Raw genomic sequence first — 16,241 nt, forward strand, 5'->3', positions numbered from 1 at the left:
CATGCTCAAGCGTGTCCTGCAAAAAAGACGGCTAGCCTTTCTTTTGTGGCGACTTCGATTTGACGAACTGAACGAATCCTTCGAGCACTGCCGATGTTTTCGCTGGGTGCCAAGCAAGAGCAAGCGGTAGCTCAGGTGATTTGCCTTCGACCGGGATGAAAGCAACGTCGCCGCGCCCCAGTTGCTTCATCGAACTGATTACGAACCCAACACCGTGACCTGCCCCAATGAGACCTAGAACAGCAATTGAGTTACCGACCTCTTGCCGAATACGAGGCGAGAAGCCTGCTTTGGTACACATTGCGATAATGCGATCATAAATAAATGGGCCAGTGCGCCTTTCGACCAACACGAACTCCTCGCGTGCCAGATCGGCGACCCGAATGGACTTCCGGTCGGCATACGGATGATCGCTTGGCAAAACGTTTACATAGGATGCTCGGCTGATTGGATGAAGCTGAAGGTTTGGGGCGGCGGTCAAGGGATGAACGAAACCCGCATCAAGGCGCCCAGTAGCAACTCCGTCTTCGATCTCAGCTGAAAGACCCTCTTTCAATTCGAGGCGAACATCTGGTCGCAGGCTGGCAAAATCCCGAAGCAACTTCGGAACGTCCCCAATGAATGAGACGGGCGTGTAGCCGATGCGAATCTGGCCGGATAGACCACTCGCGATGGAAGCAGCTGATTCGCGTACGAAGGCCGAACGTTCGAGCAGATCACGCGCATGGGGAAGGAATTGCCGCCCGGTCTCCAGAAGCGACACACCCGCACGCGAGCGGTCAAACAGACGCATTCCAAGTTCGTCCTCTAGGCGCGCGATCCGAATACTGAACGCGGGCTGGCTCACACCGAGTTCTGCAGCAGCGGATCGGAAGTTGAGCGTTCGCGCCAACGTGCAAAAGGCTTCGAGACCGCGAAGGTCCATGTCAGACACCTCCAGCTAATAAACAAAAACTATCAATTACCATTTCATCTTTATTGGAACAGATCAATCAAGCACCCCACTTCAGCGTAAATGCAACACGTTGAGGAGTTCGTTTATGTGCCCTGTCCACCGCTTTAACCATCCGACGGCGCTACTCGCGTTCGGCCTTCTGGTATCACCCTCGGTACTCGCCGCGCAGGACGCCCCGTTCGCAAATGCCGATTTGGTGGCGCTCTCGGATGGTGCCATGGTAGCAACGGGTTACATTGACGGTCTTCTCGGCTCCCGAGCGCCGGACCTTCTGAGCGTTCTGAGCCGCAGCGCCGATGGCACCTGGGTTCGAAGTGATGTCGACGTGTCCAACTCTGTTGCGACTTGGCCGAATGTGCTCGCCGTGACAGCCGACGGTCAAATCGCGGTCTCGACAGAGCCATTCGCCCAGCCAGCCGAAGATGCCCGCGAGTTCAGCGAGATCGAGCAAGGCAACACGTTAACAGTCATAGACCTGTCCGATCGTGCAAATCCCACCGTGATCCAGACGGTCGAGGCTGCGGGCCAGCCAACCGCTATCGACATCCATCCTTCCGGGGAACTGATCGCAGTGACTTATGCGGCCTCGGGTCAAATCGCTCTCTACCCCCTCGAAGACCGGCAACTCGGCGAGCCGATAGTGCAGGATCTTGGGATTGAAGACATCGACAATACATTCGTTCCGGAAATCAAGTGGCACCCGTCCGGCGAGTTCGCGGCCGTAACGCTCGGCGGGGCAGCCAGGATTGCCTTCTTCCGGTATTCAGATGGTGTGTTGGAGCCATGGGGTTCGTCGATTTCTACCGCGCCGCTTCCAGGAAAGGGGGAGTGGAGTTTAGACGGGCGGCACTTCCTCGTCACCACGATCAACATCACCGGCGATCTTGCGCAGCTTGGCTATGGCCGCGCCAGCAGCCTTCTCACTGTCGTGCGATTTGACGACAACGACGCACCAGACTCCGTACCGCGTCGCGCCAATGACCGCTCGCCGACCTTCGAAAGCGAGCCGGTACAACATGCAGTGGCTGCTGTCGCCCCCTTCGGGATGGGCTATGTTGAGAACTTCGCGATCTCTCCGGACGGCGCCTATGTCGTCGGCTTGAACATGGTCGCATCATGGCTGCCGAAAGACCATCCTGGTCACACGGATTATAGCGAGTTGACTGTCCTCGAGATCGATGTCGAGACCGGCGCAGTCCTAGCCATCGGTGCGACGCGCCTACCGAACGTAACACTCCCGCAAGGCATCGTTTTCGATGATGAAGGACGTCATGTTGCAGTGACAAGCTACCAGGGGCCGGATGGTGGGCCTGGGCAGATTGAGTTCTGGTCGTTCACACCCGATGGTGATGATCCGTTTGCCCGTGTCGGCGATGCGATCCCCGCACCGCGCGGTGTGCACTTCCTAACGAAAGTCGCGCGTTAACATTGAGCCACGCGTTGTCAGCGCTAGATCGGGCGCGCATTCATGAGGGCTAAATGAAACAAAAGCTGCTAGTAATTGCAATGGCTGCGCTTGGCATTACTGCTTACGCTGCCACAAGCCTCCCCGAAACAGATCGCTACGGCGATACTTTTTTCGCCTATGCACAAGTCGACCGTCCGAACGGTACGTATCGCCGAATGCTTGTCACACCACAAACGATTGCTGCGGCACGAAGGGGTGAGCCGCTTCCGGACGGCACGCGGATTTTAATGGAGTCCTACTACTCGCAAGGTGAAGTCGGCACGGTTTTCCACAAACGTAAGGTGGCGGGCCAATGGCACTACGGTTCGTTCTCCGGCTCGGGCGAACCAAACTTTGCCACAAGGCCGCAAGCCTCGTGCATCTCCTGTCATGCGACTGCGGCCGAAACAGACTTCACCTTCACGCGCCCCTCACTGGACGCGGCGTCGCAGTACGGCCTATCGCATTTCACATGCGACCGGGGTGGACGTTCACCTTGTGAGGCGCATGTCTATTTAGACGGCGCTGCACGTTGAGCATTTCGGCTCAGGGTTGTTCAGATCGACATGGTCTAGCAATGCGTCTGCTCCATTGGCTCACTGTGGTACTCGTACTCATACAGCTTGTTTTGGCCGGACTGAACGCTTGGCTCTATGAGCCGCGACCGATCCTGGCCGAAGCGCTCGTTCAGGCCCATATTTCCTTAGGCGCAATTCTCTTTGTCTTGACGATCGCGCGGATTGCAGTGCGCACCTTCGGCTATCGCGCACCACCAAGTGCTTCACGTTGGCGTGTGGTCGCGGAAGCGGTGCAGCTGGTTCTCTACATCTGCCTGTTCATGCTGCCAATCTCGGGCTACATCCGTCTTGCCGCGTTAGGCTTCCCTATCGAATTGTTCGGAACGGTTACTCTTCCGACTATGTTGCCGACACCTGAACTCGCACTGCGGGCTGCAGCTGTACACAACGCGATCGCACGCATTTTGATAGGCGCCATACTAATCCATTTTGCCGGCGCTCTATTTCACCGTCGATTGACCGGCGAAGACATTGCTCACCGGATCGGTTTCGGCAGCAGAACGTGAAGCTCATGTTTGGCGCGCTCACGCGGTATGTTTGAGCGAAACGTTCCTGGCGCTGGCTATGCTGTGAATCTGCAATTCGCATACGATGCAGCATCGGTCGCTCTGGCCCGAAGCGGCCATAAGTTCCTTTTTTTACCGCTTTATATCCTCTGACACCTCCTTGGTCAGTGTCTTACCCTTCGCCATCCTCCGCCCGAGCGTCTCTACGAACCCGTAGTACCGTTGCTTGCCCGACGCTCGCGCGGCCTCCTTCATATCGACCGGCAGCGGTGGTGTGGTCGTGAGCCAGAACTTTACGAAGAGCGCTACAGCCTCATTGCCGATGGAGACATCCCGCTCAAGCCGGTCGACGGCCCGAGTCAATCGGTCCAACCGCCGAACAATCGCGGCCTCCCGCTGATCTGCTCCATCAGGCGACAGGAATGCGGCGAGCGCGGCTTCCACGATCTGCGATTTCGACACTTTCCGGCGCACCGCCAACGCCTCTAGCTCACCGGACAGAGCAGGGTCAAAATACACATTCAAACGGTCCTTCTTCACGACCATCTCCTAGAGCTCGATCCCGTCATCGGGATCGAGCGAGGCCTGGCGTGCGACCGTGCCGAACCGGTCACGCATGGCTTTAGCGCGCTGCGCATCATCCTCTGGTTCGTCATCGAGATCGGCGAACTCGCTGTGCGCCGGTGCCGGTTCGGGCGCGATGTCTTCATGTTCAGGAAGGTCGGGCTGCCGACGGATGCCGCCATCGGTGTCATCGGCTGACGCCTTTCTTTTCTCGGGCGGTGGTGCAGCGATCGGTCCGCGGCCGCTCCAATCGTCTTCCGCAACACTGCCGGTGTCGGCTGGCGCGGTGCGATCCGGCGGTGGGCCGATCCGGGCCTTGAACTGCGGATCGGCGTAATAACGCGCCTTCTCCCCGCGGACCGGCGGCGCACCGGAGACCAGGACGATTTCGTCCGTCGGTGGGAGCTGCATCATCTCGCCCGGCGTCAGAAGCGGTCGTGCCGTCTCCTGCCGTGAGACCATCAGATGCCCGAGCCAAGGCGATAGCCGATGTCCGGCATAGTTCTTCATGGCGCGCATCTCGGTCGCTGTGCCGAGCGCATCGGATACGCGCTTTGCGGTACGCTCGTCATTGGTCGCGAAGGCGACGCGCACATGGCAATTGTCGAGGATCGCGTTGTTCTGACCGTAGGCCTTCTCGATCTGATTGAGCGACTGGGCGATGAGGAAGGCCTTGATCCCATAGCCCGCCATGAAGGCGAGCTGGCTCTCGAAGAAGTCGAGCCGCCCGAGCGCCGGAAACTCGTCCAGCATGAGCAGCATGCGGTGGGAGCGTTTAGCATGCAGGTCTTCCGTCAGTCGTCGACCGATCTGGTTGAGCACGAGCCGGATCAGCGGCTTCGTCCGTGAGATGTCCGATGGTGGCACCACGAGGTACAGCGTTACCGGCCTGTCGCCTGTCACGAGATCGTCGATCCGCCAGTCGCAGCGGCGCGTGACCTTGGCGACGACTGGATCACGATAGAGCCCAAGAAAACTCATCGCGGTCGAGAGGACGCCCGATCGTTCGTTCTCGGACTTGTTCAGGAGTTCACGCGCGGCCTGCGCGACGACGGGATGCGGGCGATCTTCGAGATGCGGCGTGCGCATCATGGCCGCGAGCGTCGACTCGATCGGCCGTTTCGGATCGGACAGGAAGGCCGCGACGCCGGCGAGCGTCTTGTCCGCTTCGGCATAGAGGACATGCAGGATCGCACCGACGAGCAGGGAGTGGCTTGTCTTCTCCCAATGGTTTCGGCGTTCGAGCAAACCTTCGGGATCGACCAGGATATCGGCGACGTTCTGGACGTCGCGCACCTCGCTGTCGCCGCGCCGCACTTCGAGCAGCGGATTGTAGGCCGCCGAGGTCGGATCTGTTGGATCGAAGAGCAGCACGCGACTGAAGCGAGATCGGTAGTTGGCCGTGAGCTGCCAGTTCTCACCCTTGATGTCGTGGACGATGGCCGAGCCTGGCCAGGTCAAGAGCGATGGCACGACCAAACCGACGCCCTTGCCGGAGCGCGTCGGCGCGAAGCAGAGCACATGCTCGGGGCCATGGTGCCGGAGATAGCGAGACCGGTAGCGGCCGAGCACCACGCCGTCGTCGACGAATAATCCGGCCTCGCGCATATCTTTCTCTGTCCCCCACCGTGCGGAGCCGTAGGTGGTCACGTCACTCGCTTCGCGGGCGCGCAGGACCGAGAGGAAAATCGCGACGCAAACAGAAGCGATGCCACCGGCCCCTGCGATGATCGCGCCTTCCATGAAGACGCGCGGCGCATAGGCGTCGTACCAATACCACCACACGAAGACATTCCACGGCGCGTAGATCGGAAGGCCGAGGATCGTGGTCATCGGCTCGCCGAGTTCGGACTGGAAGCCGAGCCGGAAGGCCACCCATTGCGTCGCGGCCCAGACGAAGAGAAGCGCGACGGTCGAGACGATGAGGATCTGGCCCCAGAGGATGGCGGTGGCCGGTGAAGCGTGTTTTTTCGTTGTCATCAAATGCTCCGGTGCTCAGATCGACAGGCCGCGCTTGCGGCCGAGCGACCAGTCGATGCCTCCGCCTGCCGTGACCGTTCCCGAGACGGTCTGGCCGAGATGCTTTTCGAGCTGCGGTTTCCAGGGGACGAGCTCGAAGCCCATCCCGTCATCAATCATGGCGAAGCGACCCGACGCGAGATCGAGGCGGTGGCGGTACGTGCCCGCTAACGTTTCGCCTTCATTGGACTCTCGAAATGGCAGGCCGGTGCTTTTGGCGATCTTGCTCGCTGCTCCGTCGAGATCGCGCTGGCGCAGTGTCTTAAGAAGATCACGAGCGAAGGTGATGCGCTGACCTTGTCGCGTCGCGAGGCCCTGGCTGACCAGATGCTCGGCGCGTCGTTCGAGTACGTCTCGGACCTCTGCGCCGAATCCGTTGTTTGAAAGCGGCGCGCGGGTCTTGGCGAGCGCCAACCGGTCGGCCCATGTGGCACCATCGGCATCGACCTGCTTTTCCAGCGCAACGTCCGACCGCCCGACCAGCGCGAGGCGTCGCGATCTTCCATCCTTCCCGGCCCAGCTTCGCGTCTCGACGATCCCGCCGACGGGCGTGTCGCTTGTCAGATCGAGATCGCGGAAGCGCAGGTGATGAATGCGGCCATCGACACCATCAATGATCGCGTAAGCCTCGCCGGAGAGTTCGTTGTGCAATCCGCGATCGACGAGCTTACCGAGGATTGGATTGTCCGGTTGTCCCTCAATGGCGAAGTCGGTTTGCGCCCGCGCTTGGGTGTCCATCGCCCGGTGCATCGTCTTGATGATGTCGCCGCGCACGGCCATCTCGCGCAGCGTGTCTTCCATACCTGATTTTAACTGCCACACAGATGGTGCGAGTTTTTCGGCCAGCCCGAACCGTTCCAACGTCTGAGCCCGACCGATCATCCGGCGCTTGAGGTCTTTGTCGTCGAGATCGGGTGCGCCGGGCCGCATATCCGCAATCCCGAGTGTGTCGTCCGCATAGGACCGCAGCGCCCGGTCCAGGCCAGTCCAGCGCTCGGCCTTCACTTCAACATCGAGACCGGCGGCGATTTCCTTCTCGCTGCGTGGTCCGAGTTCGAGCTCGACGAGTTCCTCTGCGCGACCCCGCAAACCGCGGCTAATGTAGTCGCGCGAGATCACGAGGTCTTTCCCGTCATCGGCCTTGCCGCGCACCATCACATGAATATGCGGATTGTCGGTGTTCCAATGATCGACCGCGACCCAATCGAGTTCGGTGCCGAGATCGCGCTCGGCCTTGGCCATGAGGTCGCGCGTGAAGGCGCGCAGATCCTCCATCTGTCCGGCGTCTTCCGGCGAGACGATGAAGCGGAAATGATGACGATCGTCTTCGGTGCTCGCGGCGAAGGCGCGATCGTCGGCCTGGTCGTGCTCCCTGTCGAACATCGCGGCATCTCGGCCGTCCTTGGTGACGCCCTCGCGCTTCAGATAGTCGAGGTGCTTGGCGAGCGGTGCGGACCGGAACTTCTGACCGCGATGTCTGACGATCCGCGCATTCACCACAACCCGGCGCTGCGTTCGCGCGAGGCCTCTTGTGGCTCGCACGAAGCGTCCACGTCCAAACGTCGACTGGCCGGCACGACCGCCGCTCGTCCTGAAATGATTGCCGGTATGCCCCGCCTTCCTCGCGGCGCGCATGACCTGTCCGACGAAGCTCTTCGCGCGCTTGGCCGACGGCCCCTTGTCGCGGATACGCCCCGGCTTGATGCGAATGTCGTTATCGCGCTGGCTCATGCTCGAGCCGCCCCAAAATCAGGCATGGCACGGTGAAAGCCGCGTATAATCAGGAAGATAGCTGTACATGCAGCACTGTGACCAAGTGCGCAGCACGCAAAAACCCCAACAACAACAACGCCGTAGCGCCCCTGCGCGTCCGGCCTTTTATCTTGCCCTCCCGTCGTTGATGTTGGCTGCAATCCTTCGTCTGCCGCAATTCGTACGAAGCAGCACGACGGAACGGGGCGGAGCCAGATCGGTGCCTTCATCGATCTGGCTCCCCGGTTCCGGAGACGAAAAGCGCGTTCGGCTGGCTGTTCTGTGAACCTGGCTGGGTCAGTTCTTCTGCGGTCTGAACATCGACTGACGTGCGGTTTGGTTCGGTTCTGCGTTGCCCTTCACGCGAAGCTGTGACGGGCGCAAAGAGCGGGGCAGCTTGCCATCGATCTGCGGAAACCGTGTGGATGGACTGCAACGGGGGTGCACCCGAAAATCCGAGTTCCTGCGAAAGCGCAGCAACGTAGCGACGGGTTTCTCGCGGCAAGGTGCGCCCGGTTCGCAGGTGCTCGGCATACCGTCCGGGTCCGGCATTATAGGCAGCCAAGAACCCCGGCGTGCCGAACTGGTCGTACATCTGGCGCAGATAGGCCGTGCCCGCGAGGATGTTCTCGCGGCGGTCGAACGGGTCCGATCCGAACCCATGGGCCGCGCGAAGCTCGGCCCAGGTGCCGGGCATGATTTGCATGAGGCCCATCGCACCGGCGCTGCTGACGGCGCGCGAATTGCCCGCACTTTCGGCCCGCATGACGGCGCGTATCCAGCGCTCGGGGATGCGGAAGCGTTGCGCCGCTTCGGCAGTGTAAGCGTCGATATCAGATATCGGCGCGACGGTCTCCGCGGAGCGCGAGACCGTATCCTGTGCGTCAGCGGCGGGGGGATTGGCGCAACCGGAAAGCGCGATCAGGATCCCGGAAGTGGCGATGAGACGACGGCCGGAAGCAAGGAGGAAGGCCATCCGCTCAGCCCTCCCGCGTCCAGATCGGGACGGCACGGCCAATGATCGTGTCGCGCGGCAGCGGCCCGAAATACCGTCCGTCGAGACTTCCTTCCGTGTCTGGATTGAGGAAGAAGATCTGATCGTCGGTAAGTTGATGACAGCCCTGCCAGACCGGCAGCGGGCGGTCGAAGCGGTCGCGCTCTTTCGCGATCGCGACGGTGGTGCCGTCGATGCTGACCGTGACGCCGATGCGGCAGACACGCTGTCCGGGGAGCGCGGCGACATGCTTGATGAGCGGGACATTGGCGCCGAGATAGCCGTGCTCCAGGAGCCAGTCGCCGAGCGGGGATGGCGGTTCGAGAACGACCAGATCGCCAATGTTCGGCTTGTCGAGCGGCTGCACGGCGTAGAAGCCGATGGGCACGCTGCCTGACGCGTTCCAGACGAGGATCGGGTTGGCGCGAATGATCGCGGATAGCGCGATCAAGGCGATACCGGTGCTGCTGATGATGAGCGACGGGCGCGCGCGTTTCATGCCGCCAGCACCCGACGTTTGAGCCAGGCCTCATGCCGAAACGGCGTGTAGCGGCGCGGCTCGAGGTTGCAGCTGAGGCGGTTATGAACGTGCCGCCAGTGGTCCGGGCAGACCTCTTCCGGCGCAATGTCTTCCGCCTCAATCTGGTCGATTGAGAGCAGCACAGCTTCGACCTTGGGCCAGCTGGAAAGCCGCAACAGAGACACCCCGCCGGGCGTCACGAACGGTACCGTGGAATAGCGCTCGTCGGCGCGGACCGCTTGCAGGATATCGATCCGGCTCTCTACCGTGCCGTAGTCGTTCGCGGCCCAGCGGACGAAGGCGAAGATGCTGCCAGGATCGACGCCGACGACGCGAACCGAGCGGCTCCGAATCGTCTCCTGAACGATCTGACCGAAGCGCAGCCAGCGTTCGATCCGGCCTTCAATCCACGTCAGCTCAATGGTTGTGCGCCCGCTCATGAGCGCTTCTCGCCGCTATAGGCGGGTGAAATCGCGGCATGGCGTTTGGCGGGAAGGACGGTGTCGCCCGTGTCGTCGGAGGTCGAGCGTTTCTCACCACGGCCGACCCAGGCTTGCAGATCTTCGACCGCGTAGACGACACGCCCGCCGATCTTGGAATACTTCGGACCGGTCCCGTAGGTGCGGTGTTTCTCCAGCGTTCGGCCAGACAGGCCGAGAAAACGGGCGGCTTCGGGGGTTCTGAGATAGCGCGGCGGCAGGCCGGCATTGGGATCGGGCATCGGGGGCTCCTCTGGTCATCGCGGGTCCGTCGCGGGATGCGAAGGACGGCTGATGGCCAGAGAAGCGGAGAAGAGCGCCCGGGAGGGATGACGAAGATTTCGGCGAGAAATCGTCACCCTCATTTCGAGGTGAAGATCTAGCCTACGGTAGCTGTTGTGGTTGCGAAGTTTCCGTAGATCGTACCATCTCAGCGGCTGCCGCCGAGAGGTGCTCGAGACGCGGCAGAGATGCAATCAATTCGCAATTCTCGGGGCTCTGCGCTCGATAAGGATGATCGTTCGGAAGTGTCTCGAATAGCTCGATTGCGTCGTTGTAGTGGCGATACAACCAAAGGTATTTGCGCAGGACACGCGGATCCGAATGTTGCAGCCCGTTGCTGACGATCTGCCCGATCCGTGAAAGATATGCGCCATAGGATTCGTCTTCCGCACCCACGACTTCAACAACAGATCGCCACGAGACATAATCGAAATAGTGCTCACCATCGTCATCGTCGAGGATGAAACTGCGCACATAGCCTTCTTCGTCGTCTGGCGTATGCATCTCGCTCCGATGCTCACGCGCTACTGAAATGACTTCCGGATCGATGATGACACGCGGCACGATCGCTTCGCGAGATTCCATCTCGTAAGCGCGGACCATCGCAGGCCCCACAACATGGCGGTCGTCATGATAGAGGTCCCCAACTGTGACGGCACCGCGCAAAAGATACCCTCGACTTGCGAGCTCGATGATCGTCATTGCCATTGCGTCCAGCAGCCAGAACACGCCAGACATCTCATCTACGCGGTAAGAGAAGACGACGGAGTCCGAGAATTGTGTCACCTGCCGGCTCTCTGCGACCGCATCTTCGTCGATTCGACCGATGGCGTTCAAAGCTGAGATCAACCGGACGAGCGCCTCGCGGTCATCCGTAGTCTCCTCGACGACTTCACGGAAGCCGAGAAAATCCAGAAACAGGATAAGACGGTGCTCGTAAGTGGGGGATGTGCCGTTCGTCATGCGTCAGACGAGCCTTAGCCCTTGGCGTTGCCGAGTGTTAACCGGAGTGCGGACGTATTCTGCGGTTGTGCCGCCGATTAGTGCGACGAGGAAGCGGCAAATAAGGGCTTCGAATTCGAGTGTGAGGTTCTGGCTGGTGCCAACGCCATGCAGGGCAAACCCGAGTGGCTCGCCCATGTAGAGCGCTTCGTGGACGGCATTGTTGCGAATGTCTGCGACTTGGGTGCCGCTAGAAACGGCGGGATCAGCCCAAGTGGGCACGTCCATTCCAAAGCGTTGGCAGAGCCAGGCTGCACGCTGCGTATGTGTTGGTCTCCTGGCAGGCGGCTGCATTTCGGCCGAGATCGCATAGCAGGCATCGAGTGCCGTATAGAGATAGAGGAAGCGTTCGAACTGAAGTGCAGGCGGGTATTGAGCTAGGAAGAGTGCGTGCACTGCGGCGGCAAACCGGCGGGTCTGTGGCGGCACTAACCGGCTGTCGATCCAGAACCTCTCGGCCAATTCAACGCTCTGCTTGAGGCTATCACCCATCAAAACAAAGTCATTCAACGCGCCTGGTTTCAGTGGCGTGGCATCGAGAAATCCGGCCTCCGTGGCAGTCAAGCGCAAACCGGTGAAGAAGGACAGGCTCCAGAGATGGAAGATCAAATGATCTTCGTTATCAGCATTGTTATGTGTGATGCTGTGCGTCTTCGGCAGACCGAACACGCGCGCAGAATAGGGTTTAGCCCGCACTGCGCCCGTCATAATATCCCGCGTTTCTTGAGGCGGTGCATAGATCCAGTCTTTCTCGATATCCGGACCCTCAAGCAATTCGGCCGCGCTCGATCCGCCGTCAGGAAGAGACTGGATTGTCACGTCGCCTGCGTGGATGTCGAGCGCATTGGGATAGAACCCGAAGTGGACCGAAAGCTTTGTCATGGTGCGACTTTACATGTTCGAAAGCCGGTGAACCACTGAGTTCCCGCAGATATCAGGTGCGTCCTCCAAGCAGCTCTCTGTACCGATGTTTGACAAGACTCCTGCCGTACTTGGCCAGACGCGCGGTCTGCGCCTTCAGCGCGCTTGTCTTCCACGGCTCGGCTTCGATCCGATCCTGTCCGAAGTATACGGTTGCAATGTCGCGTAGAGTGGCATCGCATCGTCGAGCGTCGTCGGTCCGAAGCGCATGCGCGATGCGCGCGCGTCGCTGTCTGGTCAGCCTCTGTTTGGGTCGCCTACCGATCAGAACATCGCGCAAGCGGTGCGCGGCTTTGAGCCGGACGTGCCAGTCATCGTCGAGCGGGATGACGATTGCGATGGCGTGATCGGTGTCTTCGGAGGCTGTCGAGACCGCGACGATACCGCCAACCAGGACCTGCCATCCCTCCCGGCTTGAACTATCCGAAATGGCAGATGCACTTCGCAGAACGGCGCTGTCCGTGCGCGCTTCAGACGGCGGCTCGGCGATGATGGTCGCGACGGCGGGGGCCACGGCCGGTGTCCAGAGCACGTTCGCCGCAGTCGCGTCGCACTCCGGATCGACAGGGAAATCGCAACCCCCATGTCAGCGCGCTGCGTCTCGACATGGCCGGATATGCCGCCCGATAGCGTGCGTTGCGCCTCAGGCATTCCCAGGCGAGGCCGCCAAGATCGAGATTGTCGAAATAATCGTAGTCGGATTCATTGCGCCAATTACCAGGCATGATTGCGCTCCCACGATGGTCCGGCGCGTGATAGCGACCGGTAACCCGGAAGTATTCTCCCGTTTTGCGGGAATGCGTAGGGGGATCATGGGCATAGGGCGATGCGTGAAACGCATCGCACATCGGGTGTGCCTTGGTCAGCCGGCGATGAGGTTGCGATAGCCGTTCTCGGCCATCCAATGGGCGCGCCCGAGATGTCCGGCATGCAATTTGTGCGCGCGCTCCGGTTCAGCGTCAGCATCGATTCCGAACAGGATCTTGACGATGTCGGCAAGCGGCGCGTCGTCTGCTTCGGCGTCGAGAAGACGCGCGTAGAGCTTCAAATGCTGCCGGTCATAGTCGGTCACGAAGTCATTCTCCGGGGGAGTATCGGCAAAGTGTGCGGCAGGCTTTCCTGTCATTTGTGTCCCCCCAACGCGTCCCGACGCATCAATGGTTAATGCCTTATTCGCGGCCTAGCTGGCAAGCATCCGACAGTTGAACGCTCGTTTTTCTGCTGCCGGGCGATGCTTGAAGAAGCACGCCCGCGTATTATAGCGCGTCGCACTATAATACGCGATAGGGCTGTGTCGGCGGATGGATATCCGTCACACATTTGGTAACAATCTCAAGCATTACCGGACCCAAGCGAACATGAGCCAGGCCGCGCTCGCGGTGAAGATGGGCATCGACCGAGCGCATGTTAGCGCCATGGAGCGCGGGCAGCAGAACGTCACCATCGTCACGCTCTGGCACGTTGCGCAGGCGCTCGACGTAGAGCCTGCGGTGCTTCTAAAAGAGATCGGATCGAGCTAAATCTGTGACCAAAGCCGAAGTTTTTGACAAATATTCGAACATTCCGGACGCTGGTTTTTATTGCCTTGAGTTAACAGCGATCGCCGCGGCATCGATCCATGCTTTTTGCTTGAGTGACCGGTTCTGATAGACATCGATGTGTCCTAAATCCTTTCTTAGCCAGCTCGAGATTTCGGTCTTTTTGCGCTTTGCATCTGCCAATGATAACCATGGGTTCAGGTAAATTCGTCTGAGACTGCGGGCGGAAAATGCAAGTTTTTCAGGCACAGTGTTCTGAGCCTGTTCAACTCTGACAATACGGAACTCTCGCTCGTCGCTATATTGAACTCTCTTCGTAAAAGGAATCGACTTTGGTTCAAGCCGCCTCAGGTCCTCGGCGTTCCGATATTGAACAATGTCCGCAACAAGAGATGGATCATTCTGTAAGTCGTTCAGAAGGCTGTCTTTCTCAAACCATAGACACACGCCATGCTCTCGCTCACCGAAGACATGCCAGAAATGATACCGATCCACTGCTTCGGTAAGACAAGTGGCCCTCAAATTGAAACCGCCAAAGTTTTTGGAGCTGAGTCGAATGACTTCGCTATCATTTTGGTCTTCCCAGTCGCTGGGATCTCCTAAATACAATTGCCGCTCCTGAAGTATCCCCTTCAAGTGCTCCAATTTTGTGTATTTTTTCAGCCACGAAGAATTGGCCAACTCGGCGCTCCTAACGATGTGCGAGATAGAGATTAGCCCATAGGTACGCAGCTGAAAATAGAGGAGGTTGTTGCTTGAGAGGCGGAGCCTGCTTTCAGCTCTGAACCGTGATCCGCGGTAGCGCACGAAAAAGCCCCGCCCGGTCTCTCGGGCGGGGCTGAGGTCGCGATCCTCAGTCGCCGTTCTTGCGGCGTGCCCGGGACCAGATAAGGCTGAAGGTCTCCTCGCCGCCTTCGACGACGGTGTCATCGAAGAGGTTGGCGTAAATCGGCTGGGTGAAGCTCGGATCGTCCAGCTTGAGGCTCAGATAGTCGCGCTGCTCGTTCGAGGTCTTGGGCCAGGCGGCGCCGATTTCGGCGCGGCCGACGAAGACCCGGTGGGAGGGAGCGTTCTCGCCGGAGGTGCTGTCTTCGGGGACGATGCGGACATTCTGCGCCTGCACGTTGAGGGTGACGATTTCTCCGACGTATTCGTTGCCGGTCTTCTTGAAGGTTCCGATGGTGGCCATGTCATTTCTCCTATTGGCTTTCGATCCCGCGCCCGTCGCGGTCTCGATGGCGATCGTCAGGACCGGGACGATCCGTCGACGCAGCCCTTGGCCCGCAGCGCCAGCGAAGGACGCCGGGGGCGGACTTTCTTGGACCCGTCAGGGTCGTCCCGCGAGGAATGGGCAAAGCCCAGGGGAGGAAAGTCCGAACCCGGTGTTGCGGCTGAGACGGTCGAGGCGTCAGCCGATCCCGGTCAGATCAGCCCATTGAGAGGCCGTGACGGACGCGGGTGACGAGGGCATGGGATGAGAAATGACCGCCACCCTCGGACCGGGCAATCCATCGGCAATGTCGGTCGGAGAAAGACAGGCTCTGGCGTGCAGAACGGCGGCGAGCGGGCCATCGCCAAGCACTACCGGCAACGCGGGAATGCTTCCTACCGACGAGTCTTGTGAGCGTCCAATATGCGCTGCGCTCGATTCAGGCTCTCGAATTAGATCAAACTTGCCATGCCGAAGGCTCGTATTCGAGCTTTAACCCGCTTCACTCCAGACCTTGATGCTGCATTGTCGTAGGCCGCGAGGTCTCAGCGACCGTTGGCGAACGGGCGCGCCAGCATGGCGAGTGAATGCTGCATATGATCTTCACCCACCGACCGCTTTTGACACAATGGCGGATGCTAAGCGCATGACTTGAACGGGCCGTTGCCGACAGTCCAATTCAGGGCGAAGCGACTACGTAAGCTGGAGTTCTGGCTCCAAGCATAAAATGGACTTCAACCAGAAGTGGAGGCCCCGCCAGCTTCGGCAGGGCCACCAATTAGCTTGAGCTACAGGGCTTTTCTGAACACGATTTTGTCATCGCCAGCATCCCAGAAGTCGCGAATGCATGCTTCTTGTTGATAACCGTTCTTACGGTAGAATTCGCGGGTAAGTGCGAAATCGTCTGTGCCTGATGTATCAACAATCAATATGCGATGGCCGAGCTGTCGCAGCTGATCTTCAAGAGCTTTCACGATCTCACCGCCTACACCGCTGCCTTGCTCCGAAGGCAAGACGGCAATTGAAAGCATGTTCCATGTGCCGACTGTCAGTTGTTCGGGTACAGTGTAGGTAAACCCGATAGGCGTTCCGTCTTTTTCACACGTTAGCCAGATGTCCTTGCTGTCTTTGTCGGACAGAAAGCCATGGATCATATCGGGCAGCATCTCGCTTGGAAAAAGCTGAGTGCCATCCAGTACGAGTTTAAGGGCTGGTAGATCTTCAGATTTGGTTTGTCGTATTTTCATCGTGAGTCTTTCAAAACACACCGGCCAAGCGAGCGCTTGAGGCATGGGGCTTTGACCCATCACACAAATTCAAAACTTTGAGTGAGTTCAGGCCATAGGAGAAAACGCGGTCGATCTGCAGTGCAGAGACCACGCCAAATTTAACGGCTAGCCCTTTGTTGGGAGCTAGCGGTTTCCTACAATCGTGAACATACAAACTCCTTCGTTCGCTATTTCGAGCGAACGAT

The 16,241-nt window shown here is 59.5% G+C and carries 20 protein-coding genes; 4 read left to right on the top strand and 16 right to left on the bottom strand.

From position 1 onward, the window contains the following. Positions 1-31: 31 nt before the first annotated feature. Positions 32-925 carry a LysR family transcriptional regulator gene (locus CFI11_RS11395; protein ID WP_130406013.1) on the bottom strand — a complete coding sequence of 298 codons (894 nt, stop codon included), beginning with the start codon at positions 923-925 and terminating at the stop codon, positions 32-34. A gap of 115 nt (positions 926-1,040) precedes the next feature. On the opposite strand from CFI11_RS11395, the gene CFI11_RS11400 reads away from it, so the two are divergent. From CFI11_RS11400 to CFI11_RS11410, 3 genes are read left to right on the top strand one after another with little or no spacing between them, the layout of a single operon-like run. Further along, the gene (locus CFI11_RS11400; RefSeq protein ID WP_130406015.1) at positions 1,041-2,381 is read left to right on the top strand and encodes a hypothetical protein; all 1,341 of its coding nucleotides are present in this window, start codon (positions 1,041-1,043) and stop codon (positions 2,379-2,381) included. Between the two features lie 53 nt (positions 2,382-2,434). Next, complete coding sequence (locus CFI11_RS11405; RefSeq protein ID WP_130406017.1) at positions 2,435-2,938, top strand: cytochrome P460 family protein; 504 nt, start codon at positions 2,435-2,437, stop codon at positions 2,936-2,938. Beyond that, positions 2,935-3,486 carry a cytochrome b gene (locus CFI11_RS11410; RefSeq protein ID WP_256370575.1) on the top strand — a complete coding sequence of 184 codons (552 nt, stop codon included), beginning with the start codon at positions 2,935-2,937 and terminating at the stop codon, positions 3,484-3,486. The genes CFI11_RS11405 and CFI11_RS11410 overlap by 4 nt, the downstream gene beginning before the upstream one ends. 132 nt (positions 3,487-3,618) lie before the next feature. Here CFI11_RS11410 and CFI11_RS11415 read toward each other — a convergent pair whose 3' ends face one another. The 12 genes from CFI11_RS11415 to CFI11_RS11465 form a co-directional block, all read right to left on the bottom strand. Next, complete coding sequence (locus tag CFI11_RS11415) at positions 3,619-4,026, bottom strand: CopG family transcriptional regulator (protein WP_130406021.1); 408 nt, start codon at positions 4,024-4,026, stop codon at positions 3,619-3,621. Between the two features lie 9 nt (positions 4,027-4,035). Continuing rightward, positions 4,036-6,030 (bottom strand): conjugal transfer protein TraG, encoded by a 1,995-nt coding sequence (locus CFI11_RS11420; protein ID WP_130406023.1) that lies wholly within the window; start codon positions 6,028-6,030, stop codon positions 4,036-4,038. A 15-nt stretch (positions 6,031-6,045) separates the two neighbouring features. After that, positions 6,046-7,800, bottom strand: a complete 1,755-nt coding sequence (locus CFI11_RS11425; protein WP_130406025.1) for a DUF3363 domain-containing protein — start codon at positions 7,798-7,800, stop codon at positions 6,046-6,048. Between the two features lie 247 nt (positions 7,801-8,047). Continuing rightward, positions 8,048-8,797, bottom strand: a complete 750-nt coding sequence (locus tag CFI11_RS11430; RefSeq protein ID WP_130406027.1) for a lytic transglycosylase domain-containing protein — start codon at positions 8,795-8,797, stop codon at positions 8,048-8,050. A gap of 4 nt (positions 8,798-8,801) precedes the next feature. Continuing rightward, positions 8,802-9,314 (bottom strand): S26 family signal peptidase, encoded by a 513-nt coding sequence (locus tag CFI11_RS11435; RefSeq protein ID WP_130406029.1) that lies wholly within the window; start codon positions 9,312-9,314, stop codon positions 8,802-8,804. Further along, positions 9,311-9,775 carry a DUF2840 domain-containing protein gene (locus CFI11_RS11440; protein WP_130406031.1) on the bottom strand — a complete coding sequence of 155 codons (465 nt, stop codon included), beginning with the start codon at positions 9,773-9,775 and terminating at the stop codon, positions 9,311-9,313. The genes CFI11_RS11435 and CFI11_RS11440 overlap by 4 nt, the downstream gene beginning before the upstream one ends. Continuing rightward, entirely contained in the window at positions 9,772-10,056 is a 285-nt protein-coding gene (locus CFI11_RS11445) for an AlpA family transcriptional regulator (RefSeq protein WP_130406033.1), read from the bottom strand. The genes CFI11_RS11440 and CFI11_RS11445 overlap by 4 nt, the downstream gene beginning before the upstream one ends. Before the next feature lie 142 nt (positions 10,057-10,198). After that, positions 10,199-11,059: a hypothetical protein gene (locus CFI11_RS11450; RefSeq protein WP_130406035.1), complete on the bottom strand. Its 861-nt coding sequence runs from the start codon at positions 11,057-11,059 to the stop codon at positions 10,199-10,201. Positions 11,060-11,062: 3 nt separating this feature from the next. Beyond that, positions 11,063-11,980, bottom strand: coding sequence for a hypothetical protein (locus tag CFI11_RS11455; RefSeq protein WP_130406037.1), 918 nt, complete (start codon positions 11,978-11,980; stop codon positions 11,063-11,065). A 52-nt stretch (positions 11,981-12,032) separates the two neighbouring features. Next, on the bottom strand, positions 12,033-12,533 hold the full coding sequence (locus CFI11_RS11460; RefSeq protein WP_217358767.1) for a DUF2285 domain-containing protein: 501 nt from the start codon (positions 12,531-12,533) through the stop codon (positions 12,033-12,035). After that, the gene (locus CFI11_RS24940) at positions 12,490-12,867 is read right to left on the bottom strand and encodes a transcriptional regulator domain-containing protein (protein ID WP_371687476.1); all 378 of its coding nucleotides are present in this window, start codon (positions 12,865-12,867) and stop codon (positions 12,490-12,492) included. Before CFI11_RS24940 ends, CFI11_RS11460 begins: the two co-directional genes overlap by 44 nt. Before the next feature lie 14 nt (positions 12,868-12,881). Next, positions 12,882-13,091: a DUF2285 domain-containing protein gene (locus CFI11_RS11465; RefSeq protein WP_254449074.1), complete on the bottom strand. Its 210-nt coding sequence runs from the start codon at positions 13,089-13,091 to the stop codon at positions 12,882-12,884. Between the two features lie 229 nt (positions 13,092-13,320). Between CFI11_RS11465 and CFI11_RS11470 the strand changes: the two genes are divergently transcribed. Continuing rightward, on the top strand, positions 13,321-13,539 hold the full coding sequence (locus CFI11_RS11470; RefSeq protein ID WP_130406043.1) for a helix-turn-helix domain-containing protein: 219 nt from the start codon (positions 13,321-13,323) through the stop codon (positions 13,537-13,539). A gap of 57 nt (positions 13,540-13,596) precedes the next feature. On the opposite strand, the gene CFI11_RS11475 is transcribed toward CFI11_RS11470, so the two are convergent. The 3 genes from CFI11_RS11475 to CFI11_RS11485 form a co-directional block, all read right to left on the bottom strand. Continuing rightward, positions 13,597-14,238: a hypothetical protein gene (locus CFI11_RS11475; protein ID WP_130406045.1), complete on the bottom strand. Its 642-nt coding sequence runs from the start codon at positions 14,236-14,238 to the stop codon at positions 13,597-13,599. Between the two features lie 172 nt (positions 14,239-14,410). Further along, entirely contained in the window at positions 14,411-14,746 is a 336-nt protein-coding gene (locus CFI11_RS11480; RefSeq protein ID WP_130406047.1) for a DUF736 domain-containing protein, read from the bottom strand. Between the two features lie 809 nt (positions 14,747-15,555). Then, positions 15,556-16,059, bottom strand: a complete 504-nt coding sequence (locus CFI11_RS11485; protein WP_254449076.1) for a GNAT family N-acetyltransferase — start codon at positions 16,057-16,059, stop codon at positions 15,556-15,558. Positions 16,060-16,241: the final 182 nt, after the last annotated feature.

This window comes from Thalassococcus sp. S3 (assembly GCF_004216475.1).
In the GTDB taxonomy this organism is placed as follows: domain Bacteria; phylum Pseudomonadota; class Alphaproteobacteria; order Rhodobacterales; family Rhodobacteraceae.

What these genes read in the sequence shown, in the direction of transcription:
- CFI11_RS11395 (WP_130406013.1), bottom strand. Translation starts at nt 925, where the DNA reads ATGGACCTTCGCGGTCTCGAAGCCTTTTGCACGTTGGCGCGAACGCTC.
- CFI11_RS11400 (WP_130406015.1), top strand. Translation starts at nt 1,041, where the DNA reads ATGTGCCCTGTCCACCGCTTTAACCATCCGACGGCGCTACTCGCGTTC.
- CFI11_RS11405 (WP_130406017.1), top strand. Translation starts at nt 2,435, where the DNA reads ATGAAACAAAAGCTGCTAGTAATTGCAATGGCTGCGCTTGGCATTACT.
- CFI11_RS11420 (WP_130406023.1), bottom strand. Translation starts at nt 6,030, where the DNA reads ATGACAACGAAAAAACACGCTTCACCGGCCACCGCCATCCTCTGGGGC.
- CFI11_RS11425 (WP_130406025.1), bottom strand. Translation starts at nt 7,800, where the DNA reads ATGAGCCAGCGCGATAACGACATTCGCATCAAGCCGGGGCGTATCCGC.
- CFI11_RS11430 (WP_130406027.1), bottom strand. Translation starts at nt 8,797, where the DNA reads ATGGCCTTCCTCCTTGCTTCCGGCCGTCGTCTCATCGCCACTTCCGGG.
- CFI11_RS11435 (WP_130406029.1), bottom strand. Translation starts at nt 9,314, where the DNA reads ATGAAACGCGCGCGCCCGTCGCTCATCATCAGCAGCACCGGTATCGCC.
- CFI11_RS11440 (WP_130406031.1), bottom strand. Translation starts at nt 9,775, where the DNA reads ATGAGCGGGCGCACAACCATTGAGCTGACGTGGATTGAAGGCCGGATC.
- CFI11_RS11445 (WP_130406033.1), bottom strand. Translation starts at nt 10,056, where the DNA reads ATGCCCGATCCCAATGCCGGCCTGCCGCCGCGCTATCTCAGAACCCCC.
- CFI11_RS11450 (WP_130406035.1), bottom strand. Translation starts at nt 11,059, where the DNA reads ATGACGAACGGCACATCCCCCACTTACGAGCACCGTCTTATCCTGTTT.
- CFI11_RS11455 (WP_130406037.1), bottom strand. Translation starts at nt 11,980, where the DNA reads ATGACAAAGCTTTCGGTCCACTTCGGGTTCTATCCCAATGCGCTCGAC.
- CFI11_RS24940 (WP_371687476.1), bottom strand. Translation starts at nt 12,867, where the DNA reads ATGTGCGATGCGTTTCACGCATCGCCCTATGCCCATGATCCCCCTACG.
- CFI11_RS11470 (WP_130406043.1), top strand. Translation starts at nt 13,321, where the DNA reads ATGGATATCCGTCACACATTTGGTAACAATCTCAAGCATTACCGGACC.
- CFI11_RS11480 (WP_130406047.1), bottom strand. Translation starts at nt 14,746, where the DNA reads ATGGCCACCATCGGAACCTTCAAGAAGACCGGCAACGAATACGTCGGA.
- CFI11_RS11485 (WP_254449076.1), bottom strand. Translation starts at nt 16,059, where the DNA reads ATGCCTCAAGCGCTCGCTTGGCCGGTGTGTTTTGAAAGACTCACGATG.